14 protein-coding genes and 1 tRNA gene are annotated in these 15,614 nt (G+C 63.1%); 9 read left to right on the top strand and 6 right to left on the bottom strand.

The annotated features are described in order from the left end of the window. Positions 1-29: 29 nt before the first annotated feature. From NKJ13_RS22340 to NKJ13_RS22325, 4 genes are all read right to left on the bottom strand, one after another. A complete protein-coding gene (locus tag NKJ13_RS22340) occupies positions 30-269 on the bottom strand; it encodes a Trm112 family protein (RefSeq protein WP_352507380.1) in 240 nt (79 codons plus the stop codon). Between the two features lie 84 nt (positions 270-353). After that, positions 354-1,025 (bottom strand): LON peptidase substrate-binding domain-containing protein, encoded by a 672-nt coding sequence (locus NKJ13_RS22335; protein ID WP_023675985.1) that lies wholly within the window; start codon positions 1,023-1,025, stop codon positions 354-356. Positions 1,026-1,188: 163 nt separating this feature from the next. Further along, positions 1,189-2,181 (bottom strand): thioredoxin, encoded by a 993-nt coding sequence (gene trxA, locus NKJ13_RS22330; RefSeq protein WP_352507381.1) that lies wholly within the window; start codon positions 2,179-2,181, stop codon positions 1,189-1,191. A gap of 102 nt (positions 2,182-2,283) precedes the next feature. Continuing rightward, positions 2,284-2,781, bottom strand: a complete 498-nt coding sequence (locus tag NKJ13_RS22325; RefSeq protein WP_254817917.1) for a prolyl-tRNA synthetase associated domain-containing protein — start codon at positions 2,779-2,781, stop codon at positions 2,284-2,286. Between the two features lie 232 nt (positions 2,782-3,013). On the opposite strand from NKJ13_RS22325, the gene NKJ13_RS22320 reads away from it, so the two are divergent. After that, positions 3,014-3,088: transfer RNA gene (locus NKJ13_RS22320), tRNA-Gly, on the top strand. Positions 3,089-3,229: 141 nt separating this feature from the next. On the opposite strand, the gene NKJ13_RS22315 is transcribed toward NKJ13_RS22320, so the two are convergent. Beyond that, complete coding sequence (locus NKJ13_RS22315; protein ID WP_352778349.1) at positions 3,230-4,102, bottom strand: ferritin-like domain-containing protein; 873 nt, start codon at positions 4,100-4,102, stop codon at positions 3,230-3,232. Positions 4,103-4,482: 380 nt separating this feature from the next. On the opposite strand from NKJ13_RS22315, the gene NKJ13_RS22310 reads away from it, so the two are divergent. Together NKJ13_RS22310 and NKJ13_RS22305 are read left to right on the top strand one after the other, a co-directional pair. Continuing rightward, positions 4,483-4,821, top strand: coding sequence for a hypothetical protein (locus tag NKJ13_RS22310; protein WP_254817926.1), 339 nt, complete (start codon positions 4,483-4,485; stop codon positions 4,819-4,821). Between the two features lie 187 nt (positions 4,822-5,008). Further along, entirely contained in the window at positions 5,009-6,247 is a 1,239-nt protein-coding gene (locus tag NKJ13_RS22305; protein ID WP_352738398.1) for a M24 family metallopeptidase, read from the top strand. Positions 6,248-6,256: 9 nt separating this feature from the next. On the opposite strand, the gene NKJ13_RS22300 is transcribed toward NKJ13_RS22305, so the two are convergent. Then, on the bottom strand, positions 6,257-7,129 hold the full coding sequence (locus NKJ13_RS22300; protein WP_352701197.1) for a helix-turn-helix domain-containing protein: 873 nt from the start codon (positions 7,127-7,129) through the stop codon (positions 6,257-6,259). A 106-nt stretch (positions 7,130-7,235) separates the two neighbouring features. Between NKJ13_RS22300 and NKJ13_RS22295 the strand changes: the two genes are divergently transcribed. The 6 genes from NKJ13_RS22295 (at position 7,236) to NKJ13_RS22270 (ending at position 15,581) form a co-directional block, all read left to right on the top strand. Then, complete coding sequence (locus NKJ13_RS22295; protein WP_352738400.1) at positions 7,236-8,507, top strand: extracellular solute-binding protein; 1,272 nt, start codon at positions 7,236-7,238, stop codon at positions 8,505-8,507. Positions 8,508-8,741: 234 nt separating this feature from the next. Further along, on the top strand, positions 8,742-9,602 hold the full coding sequence (locus NKJ13_RS22290) for a carbohydrate ABC transporter permease (RefSeq protein WP_254817930.1): 861 nt from the start codon (positions 8,742-8,744) through the stop codon (positions 9,600-9,602). After that, the gene (locus NKJ13_RS22285) at positions 9,599-10,465 is read left to right on the top strand and encodes a carbohydrate ABC transporter permease (protein ID WP_352701196.1); all 867 of its coding nucleotides are present in this window, start codon (positions 9,599-9,601) and stop codon (positions 10,463-10,465) included. Before NKJ13_RS22290 ends, NKJ13_RS22285 begins: the two co-directional genes overlap by 4 nt. 8 nt (positions 10,466-10,473) lie before the next feature. Beyond that, entirely contained in the window at positions 10,474-11,571 is a 1,098-nt protein-coding gene (locus tag NKJ13_RS22280; protein WP_023675944.1) for an ABC transporter ATP-binding protein, read from the top strand. A gap of 55 nt (positions 11,572-11,626) precedes the next feature. Then, the gene (locus NKJ13_RS22275; RefSeq protein WP_352614659.1) at positions 11,627-13,660 is read left to right on the top strand and encodes an aldo/keto reductase; all 2,034 of its coding nucleotides are present in this window, start codon (positions 11,627-11,629) and stop codon (positions 13,658-13,660) included. 139 nt (positions 13,661-13,799) lie between these two features. After that, positions 13,800-15,581 carry an NAD(P)-binding domain-containing protein gene (locus NKJ13_RS22270; RefSeq protein WP_352738402.1) on the top strand — a complete coding sequence of 594 codons (1,782 nt, stop codon included), beginning with the start codon at positions 13,800-13,802 and terminating at the stop codon, positions 15,579-15,581. Positions 15,582-15,614: the final 33 nt, after the last annotated feature.

Here is a 15,614-nt window from a genome sequence, read left to right as displayed (position 1 = left end):
CATGGCTGGCTATTGGCCTCTTCTCTTCGTCAGGCCGTTCCGCCCAGGCGCGGTGGCGTGGGCACGGCATCGTCAATGGTGATCGTACGTGCCTCCGAGGGCAGCATGATCGGAATGCCGTCCCGCACCGGATAGGCAAGCTTTGCCACCCGCGAGATAAGCTCGCCGCGCTCCGGATCCCAGGCAAGCGGCCCCTTGGTCAGCGGGCAGGCCAAGAGTTCCAGCAGCTTGGGATCGACAGTCCTGTTCCCGTCACGTCCATCCGCCATTCGATCCATCCTTTCCACAAGGCGACCGCTTCAGGTTTTTGCGCGTGGCCTCCCCTTCTCCCTTGTGGGAGAAGGAGGGCCAACCTACTGCAAACTCGAACCGAAATCCTCATTGTCGCGCGCCAGCGCCATTTCGGTGATGGCGATCAGGGTCTCGGCGCGTGTCTTCAGATCGGCCGCTTCGAGCAGCGCCTGTTTCTCGGCCGGCCCGTAGGGTGCCATCATCGACAGTGCGTTGACCAGCATGGCGTTTTCGGCGCGGCTGACGCTCTCCCAGTCGGCCTCCAGATCGTTGGCCTGCAGATAGGCGCGAAACGCTTTCAGCAGCGCCGGCCGGTCGATCTCGGCGTCTGCCTGCTCCTCGTCGAGATCGGCGAGAAAAGGTGCCAGCCGGCACTGGCGGAACGGCGTCTTGACCGTGAGTTCCTGAACAATGCGGAACCGGCACACGCCCTGCAGCGAAATCAGGTAACGGCCGTCGCCGCTCTCGGACAGCGCAATGATGCGCCCGGCACAGCCGACATTGCAGAGCTCCGGCTCGCCGTCTGGACGCAGCGCACCGTCGAGGCTGGGCTGGATCATGCCGATCAGCCGCGGCCCGGCGATCGCTTCGTCGACCATCTGCAGATAGCGCGGCTCGAAGATGTTGAGCGGCATACGGCCTCCCGGCAACAGCAATGCGCCCTCAAGCGGAAAGATCGGCATGGTCGACGGTAAGTCCGCAGCGAGCCGGTAATGCGCGTTTCCCGCCTGCACCTCAATCCTCCGATCGCTTTGTCAGGAAGCGCACCAAATCCGTCTCCTCCCGGCCGGCACAAGGCGCAACACCGGAAACCTGAAATCGAACGCCGTCCGAAAACCTAATCTGGCGCAGCTGCCGCCCACCGCAAGCCCGCGCGACAAAACAGTCTGCGCCGGCTCAGGAAAACAGCAGCGACGACAATTTGCGCCGTGCCGACAGCGTTGCTTCGTCGGTCATGCCCCATGCCTCGAAGAGCTGCAGCAACTGGGTTCTGGCGCCGTCGTCGTTCCACGAGCGGTCTGCCTTGATGATCGCCAGCAGATTGTCGGCCGCCGCCATGCGATCACCCTTGCCGTTCTGGATCATGGCAAGCTCGAACCGTGCCTGGTGATCCCCGGGATTTTCGGCCAGCCGCCGTTCCAGTTCCGCCGGATTGCCGAGCACTGCTGCTTGCGCGGCGAGCGCCATTTTGGCCCGCAGCGCGGCGAGCTGGGGCGCATCCTTCTTCGCTTCCGGCGCCCGCGCCAGCACCGCCTCGGCACCTTCGGCATCGCCGGCCTCGAACAGCAGGTCGCCCAAGCCGGCGATCGCCTCGATCGTCTCCGGCGCCTGTTCCAGGATGGCATCGTAGATGTCGGCCGCTGTCTGCACATCCCCGGCGTCGCGCGCCTCGGCAGCCGCGGCCAGCGCTTCGGCCACTTGCGGCGCGCCACCGTTCTTGCCGCCAACCTTCTGGATGAATTGCGTGATCTGGCTCTCGGGAATGGCGCCCATGAAGCCGTCGACCGGCTGGCCGTCCTTGAAGGCAATGACCGCCGGTATCGACTGGATGCCAAGCTGGCCGGCGATCGACGGATGGTCGTCGATATTCATCTTGACCAGCTTGACCTTGCCGCCGGCGGCTTTCACCGCCTTCTCCAGCAGCGGCGTCAATTGCTTGCAGGGGCCGCACCACGGCGCCCAGAAATCGACCAGCACCGGCTGGCGACGCGATTCCTGGATGACGTCTGCAGCAAATCCAGCGGTCGTTGTGTCCTTGATGACGTCGGCCGGCGCCTTCGCAAGCGCGACCTTCTCACGCGCGGCATCGGTGCCGCCATATTGCACGGTGGTGGCATACTGGCGGCCATTGCTGCCAAATGGGCCGCCAAAGGGGTTGCTATCGCTCATCTCTCGTCGCCTTTCGGTCGCGCCGCCGGCCAAGGGACGGGCGCAACATCCTTCTTTAGAACCCGGTTTCAGTCACCCCGGTCTTAGTCACCCATGTGGCGATCATGCCGAGACTTTCAAGATAACAGCATCATGTCCGGTTGCCTCGACGAATTTGACCAGGTCCGCGGCAGCGATGGAAGTCGTCGCTTCATTGGTCAGCGGGTGGGCATTGACCACCGCATGGCTCATCAGCTTCTCGTCCAAAACGACCTTGACCCTTCGCTCGGTGTCGTTGATCAGCCCGAACACCGTGACCGCGCCCGGGACGACGCCGAGAAGCTCCATCAGCATCTCCGGCCGGCCGAAAGACACGCGCCCCGCAGCGCCGATCAGATGGTGGATCTGCTTGAGATCGACCACCGCCTCCTCGTCGACGCTGACCAGGAAGAAATTGTCCTTCTTGTCCTTGAGGAACAGGTTCTTGGTGTGGCCGCCGGCAATCTCACCGCGCAGCGCCTGCGAATCGGCGACCGTGAACAGCGGCGGATGCCGCCGCGTCGATACCTCGATCCCGAGTCCGGCAAGAAAGGCGAAAAGTTCGGCTTCGGTCTTCGGCATCGGTCTTTCTTCTGGTGGCCCGCTTTCAACGGCTTGTTTGGCTAACGCCGTTTACGGCCAATGATGCGGCCAAGACAAGTCCGTCGCGCAACGCGGGGGGTGATTGCCTTGCGACGTCCGGAGGAGCGCTTCTCCGCATTGCCGGCGAAGCAAAAAAGCCTGCGAATTCCCTGTTGCAATCGCCGCGCTCTTCAGCCATATAGGCGCGGCTTGCGGCCCAAAAGCCGCGCGAGCGGGTGTAGCTCAGGGGTAGAGCACAACCTTGCCAAGGTTGGGGTCGAGCGTTCGAATCGCTTCACCCGCTCCATTTCTCTCAAGGGAAATCAAGCATCGAAAAGCCGCGGTCCGCCGCGGCTTTTTCGTTTTTGCGCGCCAACAGGGCGCAGCGCGCCGAATCGGCTGGCCGCGCGCGCAAGTTCATTTGCCACGAGATTCATCCGCAGACCGCTCAGGTGCTTTTGAGCGTTCCGTTCATTCCGTTCGGGTAGAAGCCGCCCTTGCTGACGCCTTTCTGGTCGGTCAGATAGACGATCCGAAGCACTTCTTGCGGCGTCCTCGTGAAGGCGATTGCATCCGGGGTCGATGGAACGATATTGGCTTTGCCGTCCACTCGGATGCCCTGGTCCTTGTCTTCCGGTCCATCGATCTTGTCGCGGGCGTCGGAAACCGCATTGGCGGCCTTCCAGGCATCCTCGCCCATTCGGTAAAGCGACGATCGCGCCATCCCCATGTGGTAGGCCTCAACGGCCAGAATGCCAGCGGCGGCGGCCTGGAAATCCTTGTTTTTCAGAAGGGGCGCGGCGCCGGCATAGGCAGTGACGCCGACATCCTCGAACAGCATGCCGCCGAGCACGAAGTTCATCTGGTTGCCGAAAGGATCGAAGTCCGCTCCGAGCCCCGCCGCCTTGGCAACCGCCGCAAAGCCCGCATCGAAATCGATTGCCGGCCGGTCGACGGCATCGCTTCCAAGTGTCTTGCGATAGAACCTGACATGGGCAAGTTCGTTTTCGGCGACCTCACGCATGAACTCGCCGATTGCAGGCGTGTCAAAGCGAACCTGTTTGCCGCCAGCCACAGCGCCGGCCTTCGGGCCGGCATCCGAGTCATCGATCCCTTTTCCGGTTGTGCCGCGCAGGTAATATTCGGCTTCCATATGTTCGAGATTGAGGGCGAACCGGAAAATGTCTTCGTCTTTGACCTCATCCTGCGCATAGGCGCGGGAAACCGGGGCAAGCCCGGTGGCCGAAGCGAGCGTCGCTCCCAGGCCAAACTGCAATGCGCGGCGGCGTGAAACACGAAATGCAGGCGTGACGCGGATCATGGCTTCCTCCCAAAAGCCCGCCGGCATCAAACATTTTGGCACCTCAAAAGCGGGCCTGCGCTCCCAACTTCACGAACTGTGGAATGTTCCTCAATCGCCTTAAATGATCTCGCCGGATGGCGAGCACCGAGGTTTCCTCGATTGTAACCTCATGTCAGCCGACGCACATGCGCTGTAGCGGCGCTGGATCTGACGGCAGCAAAATCCAGCCGTTGCTGTCGATAAAATTCAGGACTTTTGCGTGCCGGTTTCGGACCAAGGTCCATCTTGCAGAATACTGTATTTGAACAAAGCTAGTAACAGCCGGCTTTCACATTGGAAGTCCTGACGTTTTTCATCTGGAACCCATCCTGGCGGGAGGGCGACTCGAAGGAGGAACTATGAAAACGCGCACCTGTCTATTCGCGACTGTAGCCGCTCTCACCCTTGTCGCATCTCCGGTACTCGCTGCTCCCGGCGGCAATGGCAATGGCAACGGCAATGGCGGCAGCAACGGCAACGGCGGAAACTCGGCCGGGGCCGGCTCGCAGGGACACGGAGCCGCCACTTCCGCCGCGGCCAGGGACAAGTCGACGCACGGAGTTGCTCACGCAGCGGCGGTCGTTGCGACGACACCGGCCTCGCCACAGGCCACGTTGGCCTTGCAGGCAGCGCTAGCAAGACAGACCGCAGATGACGCGGCAGACACTGCCGACGACACTTCCGACGAAACCGAATAAGCTTTCGAAGCAGCCGCTTGTTGTGTTGAAAAGCCGCGGTTCGCCGCGGCTTTTTCGTTTCCCGACGACGAACTCTCAAGGTGAACAGCGCTTCCAGAAAAAAGCTGCTCCACGGCCGCACTGAAACTACGCTAAGGCCAAACGCCGCCGCATCGGCGTCGGTTTCGATTGCATATGAGGAGACCCCATGACCGGCTTTGTCGACCGCGAGCGCGCGACTGACCTGATGCAGCGCGCCGGCATCGAGGCGCTGGTGCTTTGCGAGCCCGAGGCGTTCCAATATGCCACCGGTGCCTGGATCGGCCCGGCCGGCCTGTTCCGGCGGGCCGGCGCCGGTTTCGTCGTTATTCCCAAGCGAGGCGACCTGCCGATCGGCGTCGTGGTGGCGGATTTCCAGGCTGCCCAGCTCCCGGCGGCGATGGCCGGCGCCGTGCTGCGCACGCATCCGATCTGGATCGAATCGGCGTCGCTCGAGCCGGCGACTGCCGACCGGCCTGTTGCGCAGCGCATCGAGGCCGGCCTGGTTGGCCGCGGCCCCGGTTTTTCACGTCCGGCGACCTTCGAGCTTGCCCGCTCCGTCCGCGAGCTGAAAACGATCCTCGCAGAATTCGGGCTGGAGCGTGCGACGCTCGGCATCGAGCTGGATTTCGTCTCGGCCAGCGATTTTTCCGCGATGCAGGCGATGTTGCCAGGCACTGCCCTGGTCAACGGTTCGCCGATCCTCGACCGGCTGCGGGCGATCAAGTCGCAGAGCGAGATCGACCTTCTGCAGCAGGGCATCGTCCTGTCGGAGGCCGGCCTGTCGCGGCTGCAGCAGCATGCAGCGGCCGGCATGCGTCAGTCTGAGCTGGTCGCGCTTTACCGGCAAGGCGTCGCGGATGCAGCCGCCGGGTCGTCGCAGCAAATCTCGACGGCGGAATACGTCACGCTGGGCGCCCGCCCAAAAGGCGCCGCTGCCGTGGCCGCCGCCGGCGATCCGCTGAAGGCCGACATGGTGTGCAGCGTGAACGGCTATGCCTCGGATATGTCGCGGAATTTCACCTTCGGGCCGCCGTTGCCCGAACAGGCCGAATTGCATGCCATAGCCGAACGCGCCTTCGCCGACGGGCTTGCCGCGCTTATGCCCGGAAAGCCGTTGGCCGCCGTGCATCGCGCCGCCAGCGAAAGCCTGGCGCGCCAGGGCCTGCGTTCCTATCGCCGCGGCCATTTCGGCCACGGCGTCGGCCATTCCGTGTTTTCCGAGCAATGGCCGTTCATCTCGGCCGACAGCAATGCCGTGATCGAGGCCGGCATGGTGCTGGCATTCGAGATCCCGCTCTACATCGACGGTCTCGCCAGCTTCAATCTCGAGGACCAGTTCCTGATCACGGCCAACGGGCCGTCGCCGATGAACCGCCTGCCGACACGTCTGGGGGTTATCGGCTGAATCCAGCCGTTATCTGGCGCCGGCCACGCCCCTGCGGAAATCCGACGGCGACATGCCGGCAAGCTTGCGGAACGACTTGTTGAAGGCACTGAGCGAGCCGAAGCCCGATTCCATGGCGACGCGCAGCACATTGGCATCCTGATGCATCAGCAGCGCCTGCGCGTAGCTGAGGCGCAGCAGATTCACATATTCATTGAGCGTCATGCCGGTCGATTTCTTGAAGATGCTCATGGCGTATTTGGGATGGATGTCGGCCGCCGCGGCGATGTCGACGCAATCGATCTCGTAGAGGAAATTCTCGGCGATAAAGTCGCACATGCGCCCGACATTGCGCAGCGATTGCTGATCGAACGGGCTGCCTAGCTCCTGTTCGACCGGCGTTTCCGGCACCAGCCGGTAGGGCTCGAACCGCACCCGCTCAAGCCGCAGCAAAAGCTCGTTGACGGCATGCTCCGCCTTGACCGGGTCGCCGGAGCGGGCATAGCGGTTCCAGCGCTCGAAATTGTGGTCGTCCGACCGGTCGGTGGCGTCGGTCACCAGCGTCGCGCCGGTCATCAGCCTGTTGCGGACGTCGACGGGCAAATGCAGCCGGAAGAAATGAACCAGCGGCAGATGCGCACCGGCGTAGATGGCATCGTCGGAGGCTTCGTCCATCTGGTGCGGCAGGCCGCCCCAGAACAGGCACATGTCGCCCGCAGAAAGCGAAAGCCCGTGCCCGTCCATGCGGTAATGCACGGCGCCACGCACGATGAAATTCACCTCGACCTGGGCATGCCAATGTGGCTTGAGCATCACCAGGGGCTGGGTGTGGAACATTTGCAGCAGCAGCGGCAGGCCCTCCACGCTGCTGGCGCCAGGCTGGTAAAACGGCCTTTCCGGCATCTTACTTTCCGCTCATTTCTTATTCCCTTTGTCGCGGACAAGGCTTTCCCGAAGCCTAGTCTAGCCACGCTCGCAAACAGAGAGCAACTGAAATGGGAGGATTTCAATGCGCTTAAAATTGACCTGCGCCGCGCTCGCGCTTGCCTTAGGCTCCAGCCCGGCCTTTGCGCAGTCCGGTGAAATCACGATCTGGAGCTGGAACATCGCCGCTTCGTCGCTGAAGGCCACCATAGCGGGCTTCAACAAGCAGTATCCCGACATCAAGGTCACGGTCGAGGACCTCGGCAACCAGCCGACCTACGACAAATCAATCGCCGGCTGTGCCGCCGGCGGCGAGGGCCTGCCGGACATCGTGACGATCGAGAACGGCGAAGCCGAAAACTACTGGAGCCAGTTCCCGGATTGCTTCGTCGACCTGCATACGCTCGGCTACACCGCGGAAGACCAGGCAAAATTCCCCGACTTCAAGCGTACCGAGCTCGAGGTTGACGACAAGGCCTATGCGATGCCCTGGGATTCGGGCCCTGTAGCGATGTTCTACCGCCGCGACTTCTATGAGAAGGCCGGCGTCGACCCGTCTTCGATCAAGACCTGGGACGATTTCATCGCCGCCGCAAAGAAGATCCAGGCCGCCAATCCCGGCGTGACGATGACCAACGCCGATTTCAACGGCGATTCCGAATTCTTCCGCATGATCTCCAACGAGCAGGGCTGCGCCTATTTCTCCGCCGATGGTCAATCGATCACCGTCAATCAGCCCAAATGCGTCGATGCCATGACCAAGATCAAGGAGATGAAGGACGCCGGCATCATTTCCTCTGCCGACTGGAGCACCAAGATCACCAACAACACCGCCGGCAAGGTCGCCAGCCAGATGTATGGCGGCTGGTATGAAGGCACCATACGCACCGAGTCGCCCGATGGCGCAGGCAAATGGGGCGTCTATCTGATGCCGAGCCTGACCGCCGACGGTCCGCGCGCCGCCAATCTCGGCGGCTCCTCGCTCGCCATCACTTCGGTGTCGAAGAACAAGGAAGCCGCCTACGCCTATCTGAAATACACGCTAGGGACGAATGAGGGCCAGATCACCATGCTGAAAGGCTTCGGCCTGGTACCGTCGCTGATCTCGGCGCTCAACGACCCTTACGTCTCCGAAGGCCTGCCCTATTGGGGCGGCCAAGCCGTGTGGAAGGACATCCTCGGCACCTTGCCCAAGGTCGTCCCCAGCCGCGGCACTCCGTTCCAGAGCGACGCCGAAATCATCATCCGCGCGGTGCAGACCAAATATCTGGCCAGCGGCTATCCCGACGCCAAGGCAGCGCTCGACGATGCCGCAAGCCAGATCGCCGCGGCGACCGGCCTGCCGGTCAAGTCGTGATCTGATACGGGATGGCTCCAGACTTCGTGATCTATTTCGAACGCTGGCGCTGCCCCTCACCCTTACCCTCTCCCCATAAAGAACGGGGAGAGGGGGATCGCCAGCGTTGCGGCCAAGCCGGCAGGCGGATGAGGGGCGACGCTGGCCTTCGAACAAGCCGCCGTTTGCGGCGGCGCATCACCTGAACATCAACACCGCGCGCCCCAGCAGGCGAAAGCAGAAAGGAGGAAAGGAATGCGCTACCAGAACGCCACGGCTTATCGCTTTCTCGCGCCCTATCTGCTGATCTTCTCGATCTTCTGGCTGTGGCCGATCATCGATTCCTTCCTGATCTCGTTCCAGGCGACGCGCACCGTGCCGTGGCGGTTCGCGCCGACCTTCAACTGGGGCCGGCTGATCGGCGATCCCGCCTTCTTCAATGCCTTGAAGAACACATTGCTGATCCTCGTCATCCAGGTGCCGGTGATGATTTCCCTGGCGATAGTGATGGCGGTGCTTTTGAATTCGCCGCTGCTCAAGGCACGTGGCCTGTTCCGCTTTGCCTTCTTCGCGCCAGTCGTGGTCGGTGAGGTCGCCTATTCGGCGGTTTTCCGGCTGATGTTCAATCTCGACTACGGCATCATCAACAAATTGCTGAACAGCATCGGCCTGCCCAGTGTCGACTGGTTTACCAACGTCACCCCGGCGATGGCGGTGATCATGATGGCGGTGACCTGGCGCTGGGCCGGCTACAACGCCATCATCCTGCTCGCCGGCCTGCAGTCCATCCCCGAGGATGTCTACGAGGCGGCGACCCTGGACCGGGTCAGCAAGGTCAAACAGTTCTTTTACATCACGCTGCCGCTGCTCAAGCCGATCATCGTGTTCTGCGCCGTGCTGTCGATCATCGGCACCATGCAGCTGTTCACCGAGCCCTTCCTGATTACCGAGCGCGGCGGGCCGGGCGGCGGCACCGAAACGCTCGGGCTGCTGCTTTACCGCCAGGGCTTCCGGTCGCTCAATTTCGGCTACGCTTCGGCCGTCGCCTACACCATGGCCGGGCTGGCGATTGCCATTTCGCTGGTGCAGATATGGCTGACGAGGGAACCGAAATGACCTCGCGCTCCCCAATCAGCCATTCCCAGGTCAGCCGTTCCCAGGCCAGATTGGGCCGCAGCATCGCGCTGCATCTGTTCCTGACGCCGCTGGCGCTGGTCTGGCTGTTTCCGCTGTGGATGATGGTGGTCTTTTCCACGATGCCCGACAATGGCATCTTCAGCCCCGACATCGAGCTTTTGCCGCACGGCAATTTCCTCGACAATGTCAGCAATCTGCAGCGCGGCACCAATTTCATCGGCGCCATCGGCATCTCCGTCTCGGTGGCGGTGACCTATACCTTCCTGTCGGTGATGCTCACCTCGATGGCCGGCTGGGCGCTGGCGCGTTACAACTTCTTCGGCAAGGGCATGGTCGTAGCCATCATCTTCGGCACCATCACGCTGCCCTATGCGGTCGTGCTGATCCCGCAATTCATCATGGTGGCGCGCGACTTCAAGCTCGCCAACACCTGGGTGGCGCTGATCGTGCCGCCGCTGTTCAACTCGCTGGGCGTGCTGTTCATGCGGCAGAGTTTTTCGATGATGCCGCACGAGCTGTTCGACGCGGCCAAGGTCGAGGGCGTCAAGGAATGGCGGATATTCCTGTTCGTCGCATTGCCTCTGGCGCGGCCGATGCTGGCGGCGCTCGCCATCATTCTCTTCCTTGCTTCCTGGAACAATTATCTGTGGCCGCTGCTGATCAATTCCAAGCCGGGCGCAATGACCGCGCCGGTGGCGCTCGGCACGCTGATCGGTCTCACCAAGGTGTCCTGGGGCGGCATCATGGCGGGCGCGGTGATGCTGACGGCGCCAATGCTCGTCGTGTTCGTGCTTCTGCAGCGCCATTTCGTCGCCGGCATCGCCGCCGGCGCCATCAAGTAAGGATCAGCATGGCTGCAGTCACACTCAAAAACGTCATCAAGCGCTTCGGCGTCTTCGAAATCGTCCACGGCGCCAATATCGATATCGATGACGGCGAATTCGTCGTCTTCGTCGGCCCTTCCGGCTGCGGCAAGTCCACGCTGCTCCGGATGATCGCCGGGCTCGAGGACATCAGCGACGGCGAGATCGCCATTGGCGGCAAGGTGGTGAACGACGTCGAGGCGGCCGATCGCGGCATCGCCATGGTGTTCCAGTCCTACGCGCTCTATCCGCACATGACGGTCGAGCAGAATCTGAGCTTCGGCCTGAGAATGACCGGCAACCCCAAGGCAGATACCGAGCGGCGGGTGAAGCGGGCTTCCGAAATCCTGCGCATCGCCGAGCTGATGAAGCGGCGGCCGCGGCAATTGTCGGGCGGCCAGCGCCAGCGCGTCGCCATCGGCCGCGCCATCGTGCGCGAGCCGCAAGTGTTCCTGTTCGACGAACCGCTCAGCAATCTCGACGCCGAGCTCAGGGTGCAGATGCGCGTCGAGATATCGCGCCTTCACAAGGAGCTTGGCGTTACCATGGTCTATGTGACGCACGACCAGACCGAGGCGATGACACTGGCCGACAGGATCGTCGTCCTCAACGCCGGCAACATCGAGCAGATCGGCGCGCCGCTCGATCTCTACGACGACCCCGCCAACCGCTTCGTTGCCGGCTTCGTCGGCTCCCCGAAAATGAACTTTCTGGCGGCGAAAATGGTCGGGGCCGACAACGGCGCTGCGGTCGTCGAACTGGTCAATCATCGCGGCGCGCGACTGCGCAAGCCGCTTTCGGATGCTCTGCCTGCGACAGGCGGCGATGTCGTGCTTGGCGTGCGGCCGGAGCATTTCTTCGACGCCGGCCAGGGCGATTGCGACCTTACCCTCAAGGCCGACGTCGCCGAGCACTTGGGATCGGTGAGTTATGTCTATGCCAATTCCGGTACCGGGGGCGGACGCGAGGAACTGATCATCGAGCGCGAGGCCTCGCGGCATCGCGCGAATGGCGACGACCTGGTGGTGTCGATCAAAGCCGACCGCTCGCTTCTCTTCGACGCCACCGGCGCACGCATTCGCTAACCCATCTTTCTTTTGTCCGATCGCGATTGCTCGCGGCCACCCACGGAGATTTGACATGACGTCCAAACCAGAAAAAGTTCGCTGGGGCATTCTCGGGCCCGGCAACATCGCCAAGGCTTTTGCCGGGGGCGTCGCCCATTCGCGCACCGGCACATTGGTCGCCTTAGGGGCGCGCAATCCCGGCAAGGCGGGGCTCACCGAGGCTTTCCCCGGCGCCCGCATCCTGGACGGCTACGAGGCTTTGGTTGGCGATCCGGATGTCGACGCGATCTATATTTCGACGCCGCATCCGAGCCATGCCGAATGGGCGATCAAGGCGGCCGAGGCCGGAAAGCACGTGCTTTGCGAAAAGCCGCTTGGCCTGACCGCATTCGAAGCCGACGCCATGATCCATGCCGCGCGCAAGGCCGGCACCTTTCTCGGCGAAGCCTTCATGTACCGGCTGCATCCGCAGACGGCCAAGCTGGTCGAGCTGATCAGGGCCGGCGCGATCGGCGACATCAAGATGATCAAATCCAGCTTCGGCTTCGCCATGCCGGGCTTCATGCCGGAGCACCGGCTTTACGCCAAGGATCTCGCCGGCGGCGGCATTCTCGATGTCGGCGGTTATCCCGTCTCGATGGCGCGGCTGATTGCCGGCGCAGCAGTGGGAAAGCCCTTCGCCGAGCCGGACAAAGTCGTCGGCGCTGCGCATCTCGGCCAATCCGGCGTCGACGAATGGGCGTCGGCGCTGTTGCATTTTCCGGGCGGCATCGTCGCGGAAGTGTCCTGCAGCATCTCGCTCGCTCAGGACAATGTCTTGCGTATTGTCGGCAGCAAAGGCCGCATCGAGGTGGCGGATTTCTGGTATGCCAGCGGCCAGCAAGGCGGCACCGGCGAAATCCGCATCATCCGTCCGGGTGACACCGAGGTGGTCGAGGTCACGGAGGACGGCTGGCTGTACGCATTTGAGGTCGACGCCGCCGGCGAGGCCATTCTCGGCGGAATGCAGGAGTTCGCCTGGCCCGGCATGGGCTGGGCCGACAGTCTTGGCAATCTGCGCGTGCTCGACAAATGGCGGGCCGCGATCGGGCTCGAATACGACATCGAGAAACCAGCAAAGCGCGTCAACACGATCTCCGGACGGAAGCTGCGCTCCGGCGGAACCGCCATCCCCAAGCGCAGCATTCCGGGCCTGCCGCGGCCGGCCTCGTGCCTGGCGCTCGGCTTCGAGGATTTCCGCACCTTTTCGTCGGGCGCCATCCTGCTCGATGCCTATTTCGAGGCCGGCGGCAATCTGTTCGACACCGCCTTCGTCTACGGCTCCGGCTATACCGAGACGCTGCTCGGCCAGTGGCTGAAGAACCGCGGCGTGCGCGAGCAGTCGGTGGTCATCGGCAAGGGCGCGCACTCGCCGCTCTGCTATCCCGACGTCATCGGCAAGCAGCTCACCCAGTCGCTCGAACGGCTGCAGACCGACCATATCGACGTCTATTTCATGCACCGCGACAATCCGGACGTGCCGGTCGACGAGTTCGTCGATGCGATGGACCGCGAGGTCAAGGCCGGCCGCATTCGCGGTCCGTTCGGCGGCTCGAACTGGACGATGGACCGCATGGACAAGGCGATTGCCTATGCCGAGCGCACCGGCAAGCAGAAGCCCGGCGCGCTTTCCAACAATTTCTCGCTGGCCGAGATGCTGGAGCCGATCTGGGCAGGCTGCGTCACCTCCTCCAGCGACGAATGGAAGGCCTGGCTCGCCGCCCGGCAGATGCCGAATTTCGCCTGGTCGAGCCAGGGCCGCGGCTTCTTCACCGACCGCGCCGGGCGCGACCGGCGCGATAATGAGGAGCTGGTCCGGGTCTGGTATTCGGAGAGGAATTTCGGCCGTCGCGACCGCGCCATCGAGCTCGCCAAACGGCTGGGCAAAAGCCCGATCCACGTCGCGCTAGCCTATGTGCTGGCGCAGCCGTTTCCGTCCGTCCCGCTGATCGGGCCGCGCACGCTCGACGAGTTGGAAGACAGCCTCCAGGCGCTCGACATCTCACTTTCGCCGGACGATCTCGCATGGCTGGATAGCGGTTCGGATCAGGCCCGCGCGCGGGCCTGACGGCAGCGGCAGTCGCTTCGGCCTACGCTGCGCCCTTAGCTTCCGGACTGTTTGCACGGCCCTTACCCTCTCCCGCAAAGAACCGGGAAAGGGTAAGAATGAGGTCAGCGCAAAGGCCACTGGAAGTTAGGCAAGACAGATGCTCGACATCGCACCGACGAAACAGGCTGCCACCTGGCTCGATTCCTTTGCCCGGGCGCTCGAGGCCGGCGACGTCGAGGCGGCAACCAATTTGTTCGTCGAGGACTGCTACTGGCGCGATCTCTTGACCTTCACCTGGAACGTCAGGACGATGGAGGGCCGCGTCGCGATCCGCGACATGCTGGCGGCGACGCTGGCAACGACAAAACCTGCCCGGTGGCAGCTCAGCGGCGAAGCGACTTCGGACGAAGGCACGATCGAAGCCTGGTTTTCTTTCGAGACGTCATCGGCGTGGGGCCAAGGCATCATGCGCCTCAGGGACGGCAAATGCCGGACACTGTTTACCGCGATGAGCGATCTCAAGGGGTTTGAGGAGCGCAAGGGCCCGGCGCGGCCGCTGGGTGTCCGCCACAAGGCCGATCCGGAGCGCGAGACCTGGCTGGAGGCGAGGGCGCGCGAGACGCGTGAACTCGGCGCCGGCCAGCAGCCTTATTGCCTGGTCATCGGCGGCGGCCAGGGCGGCATCATGCTGGGCGCCCGGCTCCGGCAATTGGCCGTGCCGGCCATAGTCATCGAGAAGAACGCTCAGGCCGGCGATTCCTGGCGCAATCGCTACCGCTCGCTCGTGCTGCACGACCCGGTCTGGTACGACCATCTGCCCTACATACCGTTTCCCGAGAACTGGCCCGTGTTCACGCCCAAGGACAAGATGGGCGACTGGCTGGAGATGTATACGCGCGTCATGGAGCTCAACTACTGGACCTCCACGACATGCGTGAGCGCGTCCTATGACGAGACCGAAAGGGTCTGGACGGTCGAGCTCGATCGCGCCGGCGAGCGCATCACGCTAAGGCCGAAGCATATCGTCTTTGCGACCGGCGCCTATGGCCCGCCCAGGCGCATCGACCTGCCGGGTGCCGATGTCTTCAACGGCGAGATCCTGCATTCCAACCAGTATTCCAGCGGCGAGAAATTCCGCGGCAAAAAGGTCGCCGTCATCGGCGCCGCAAGTTCCGGCCATGACGTCAGCGTCGACCTCTGGGAGAGCGGCGCCCAGGTGACGATGGTCCAGCGCTCGCCGACGACGGTGGTCAAGTCGGACACGCTGATGGAGATCGGTTTCGAGATCTTTTCGGAAAAGGCGCTGGCCCGCGGCATCACCACCGAGAAGGCCGACATGATCGTCGCCTCGACGCCGTTCGCGCTGCTGCCGCAAGGCCAGCGGGCGCTTTACGACATCATCAAGGCGCGCGACGCGGCCTTCTACGATCGTTTGCGCGGCGCCGGCTTCGCCATCGATTTCGGCGACGACGAGACCGGGCTCCTGATGAAGGCCTACCGCACCGGCTCGGGCTTCTACATCGATGTCGGCGCTTGCGACCTGATCATCGACGGCGAGATCGGCATCCGCAGCGGCGTCGGGATCAAGTCGCTGACGCCGACAGGCATCCTCTTCGACGACGGCACCGAACTGGCGGCCGACGCAATCATCGCCTGCACCGGCTATCTCTCGATGAACGAAACGGTGGCGGCGATCGTCTCGCGCGAAGTCGCCAACAAGGTCGGCCCGTGCTGGGGGATTGGCTCGGGCGTGAAAGGCGACCCGGGTCCATGGCAAGGCGAATTGCGCAACATGTGGAAGCCGACGGCACAGGAAGCGCTGTGGTTCCACGGCGGCAATCTGGCGCTGTCGCGCTTCTATTCGAAGTTCGTCGCGCTGCAGATCAAGGCGAGGATGGAAGGCATTGCGACGCCGGTTTATGGAGCGGCGGGGCGGTGAAGCTGTGATCTCCCCCTTTGAGGGGGAGATGGC

The organism is Mesorhizobium sp. M0174 (assembly GCF_040322275.1).
In the GTDB taxonomy this organism is placed as follows: Bacteria; Pseudomonadota; Alphaproteobacteria; order Rhizobiales; family Rhizobiaceae; genus Mesorhizobium.
The sequence above is the reverse complement of the archived record's forward strand: the minus strand, read 5'-3'. Positions and strand labels throughout refer to the sequence as shown.

Bases quoted from the DNA above. Each gene is read 5' to 3' on its own strand.
- NKJ13_RS22340 (WP_352507380.1), bottom strand. From the start codon at position 269: ATGGCGGATGGACGTGACGGGAACAGGACTGTCGATCCCAAGCTGCTG.
- trxA (WP_352507381.1), bottom strand. From the start codon at position 2,181: ATGAGCGATAGCAACCCCTTTGGCGGCCCATTTGGCAGCAATGGCCGC.
- NKJ13_RS22325 (WP_254817917.1), bottom strand. From the start codon at position 2,781: ATGCCGAAGACCGAAGCCGAACTTTTCGCCTTTCTTGCCGGACTCGGG.
- NKJ13_RS22315 (WP_352778349.1), bottom strand. From the start codon at position 4,102: ATGATCCGCGTCACGCCTGCATTTCGTGTTTCACGCCGCCGCGCATTG.
- NKJ13_RS22310 (WP_254817926.1), top strand. From the start codon at position 4,483: ATGAAAACGCGCACCTGTCTATTCGCGACTGTAGCCGCTCTCACCCTT.
- NKJ13_RS22305 (WP_352738398.1), top strand. From the start codon at position 5,009: ATGACCGGCTTTGTCGACCGCGAGCGCGCGACTGACCTGATGCAGCGC.
- NKJ13_RS22300 (WP_352701197.1), bottom strand. From the start codon at position 7,129: ATGCCGGAAAGGCCGTTTTACCAGCCTGGCGCCAGCAGCGTGGAGGGC.
- NKJ13_RS22295 (WP_352738400.1), top strand. From the start codon at position 7,236: ATGCGCTTAAAATTGACCTGCGCCGCGCTCGCGCTTGCCTTAGGCTCC.
- NKJ13_RS22290 (WP_254817930.1), top strand. From the start codon at position 8,742: ATGCGCTACCAGAACGCCACGGCTTATCGCTTTCTCGCGCCCTATCTG.
- NKJ13_RS22285 (WP_352701196.1), top strand. From the start codon at position 9,599: ATGACCTCGCGCTCCCCAATCAGCCATTCCCAGGTCAGCCGTTCCCAG.
- NKJ13_RS22280 (WP_023675944.1), top strand. From the start codon at position 10,474: ATGGCTGCAGTCACACTCAAAAACGTCATCAAGCGCTTCGGCGTCTTC.
- NKJ13_RS22275 (WP_352614659.1), top strand. From the start codon at position 11,627: ATGACGTCCAAACCAGAAAAAGTTCGCTGGGGCATTCTCGGGCCCGGC.
- NKJ13_RS22270 (WP_352738402.1), top strand. From the start codon at position 13,800: ATGCTCGACATCGCACCGACGAAACAGGCTGCCACCTGGCTCGATTCC.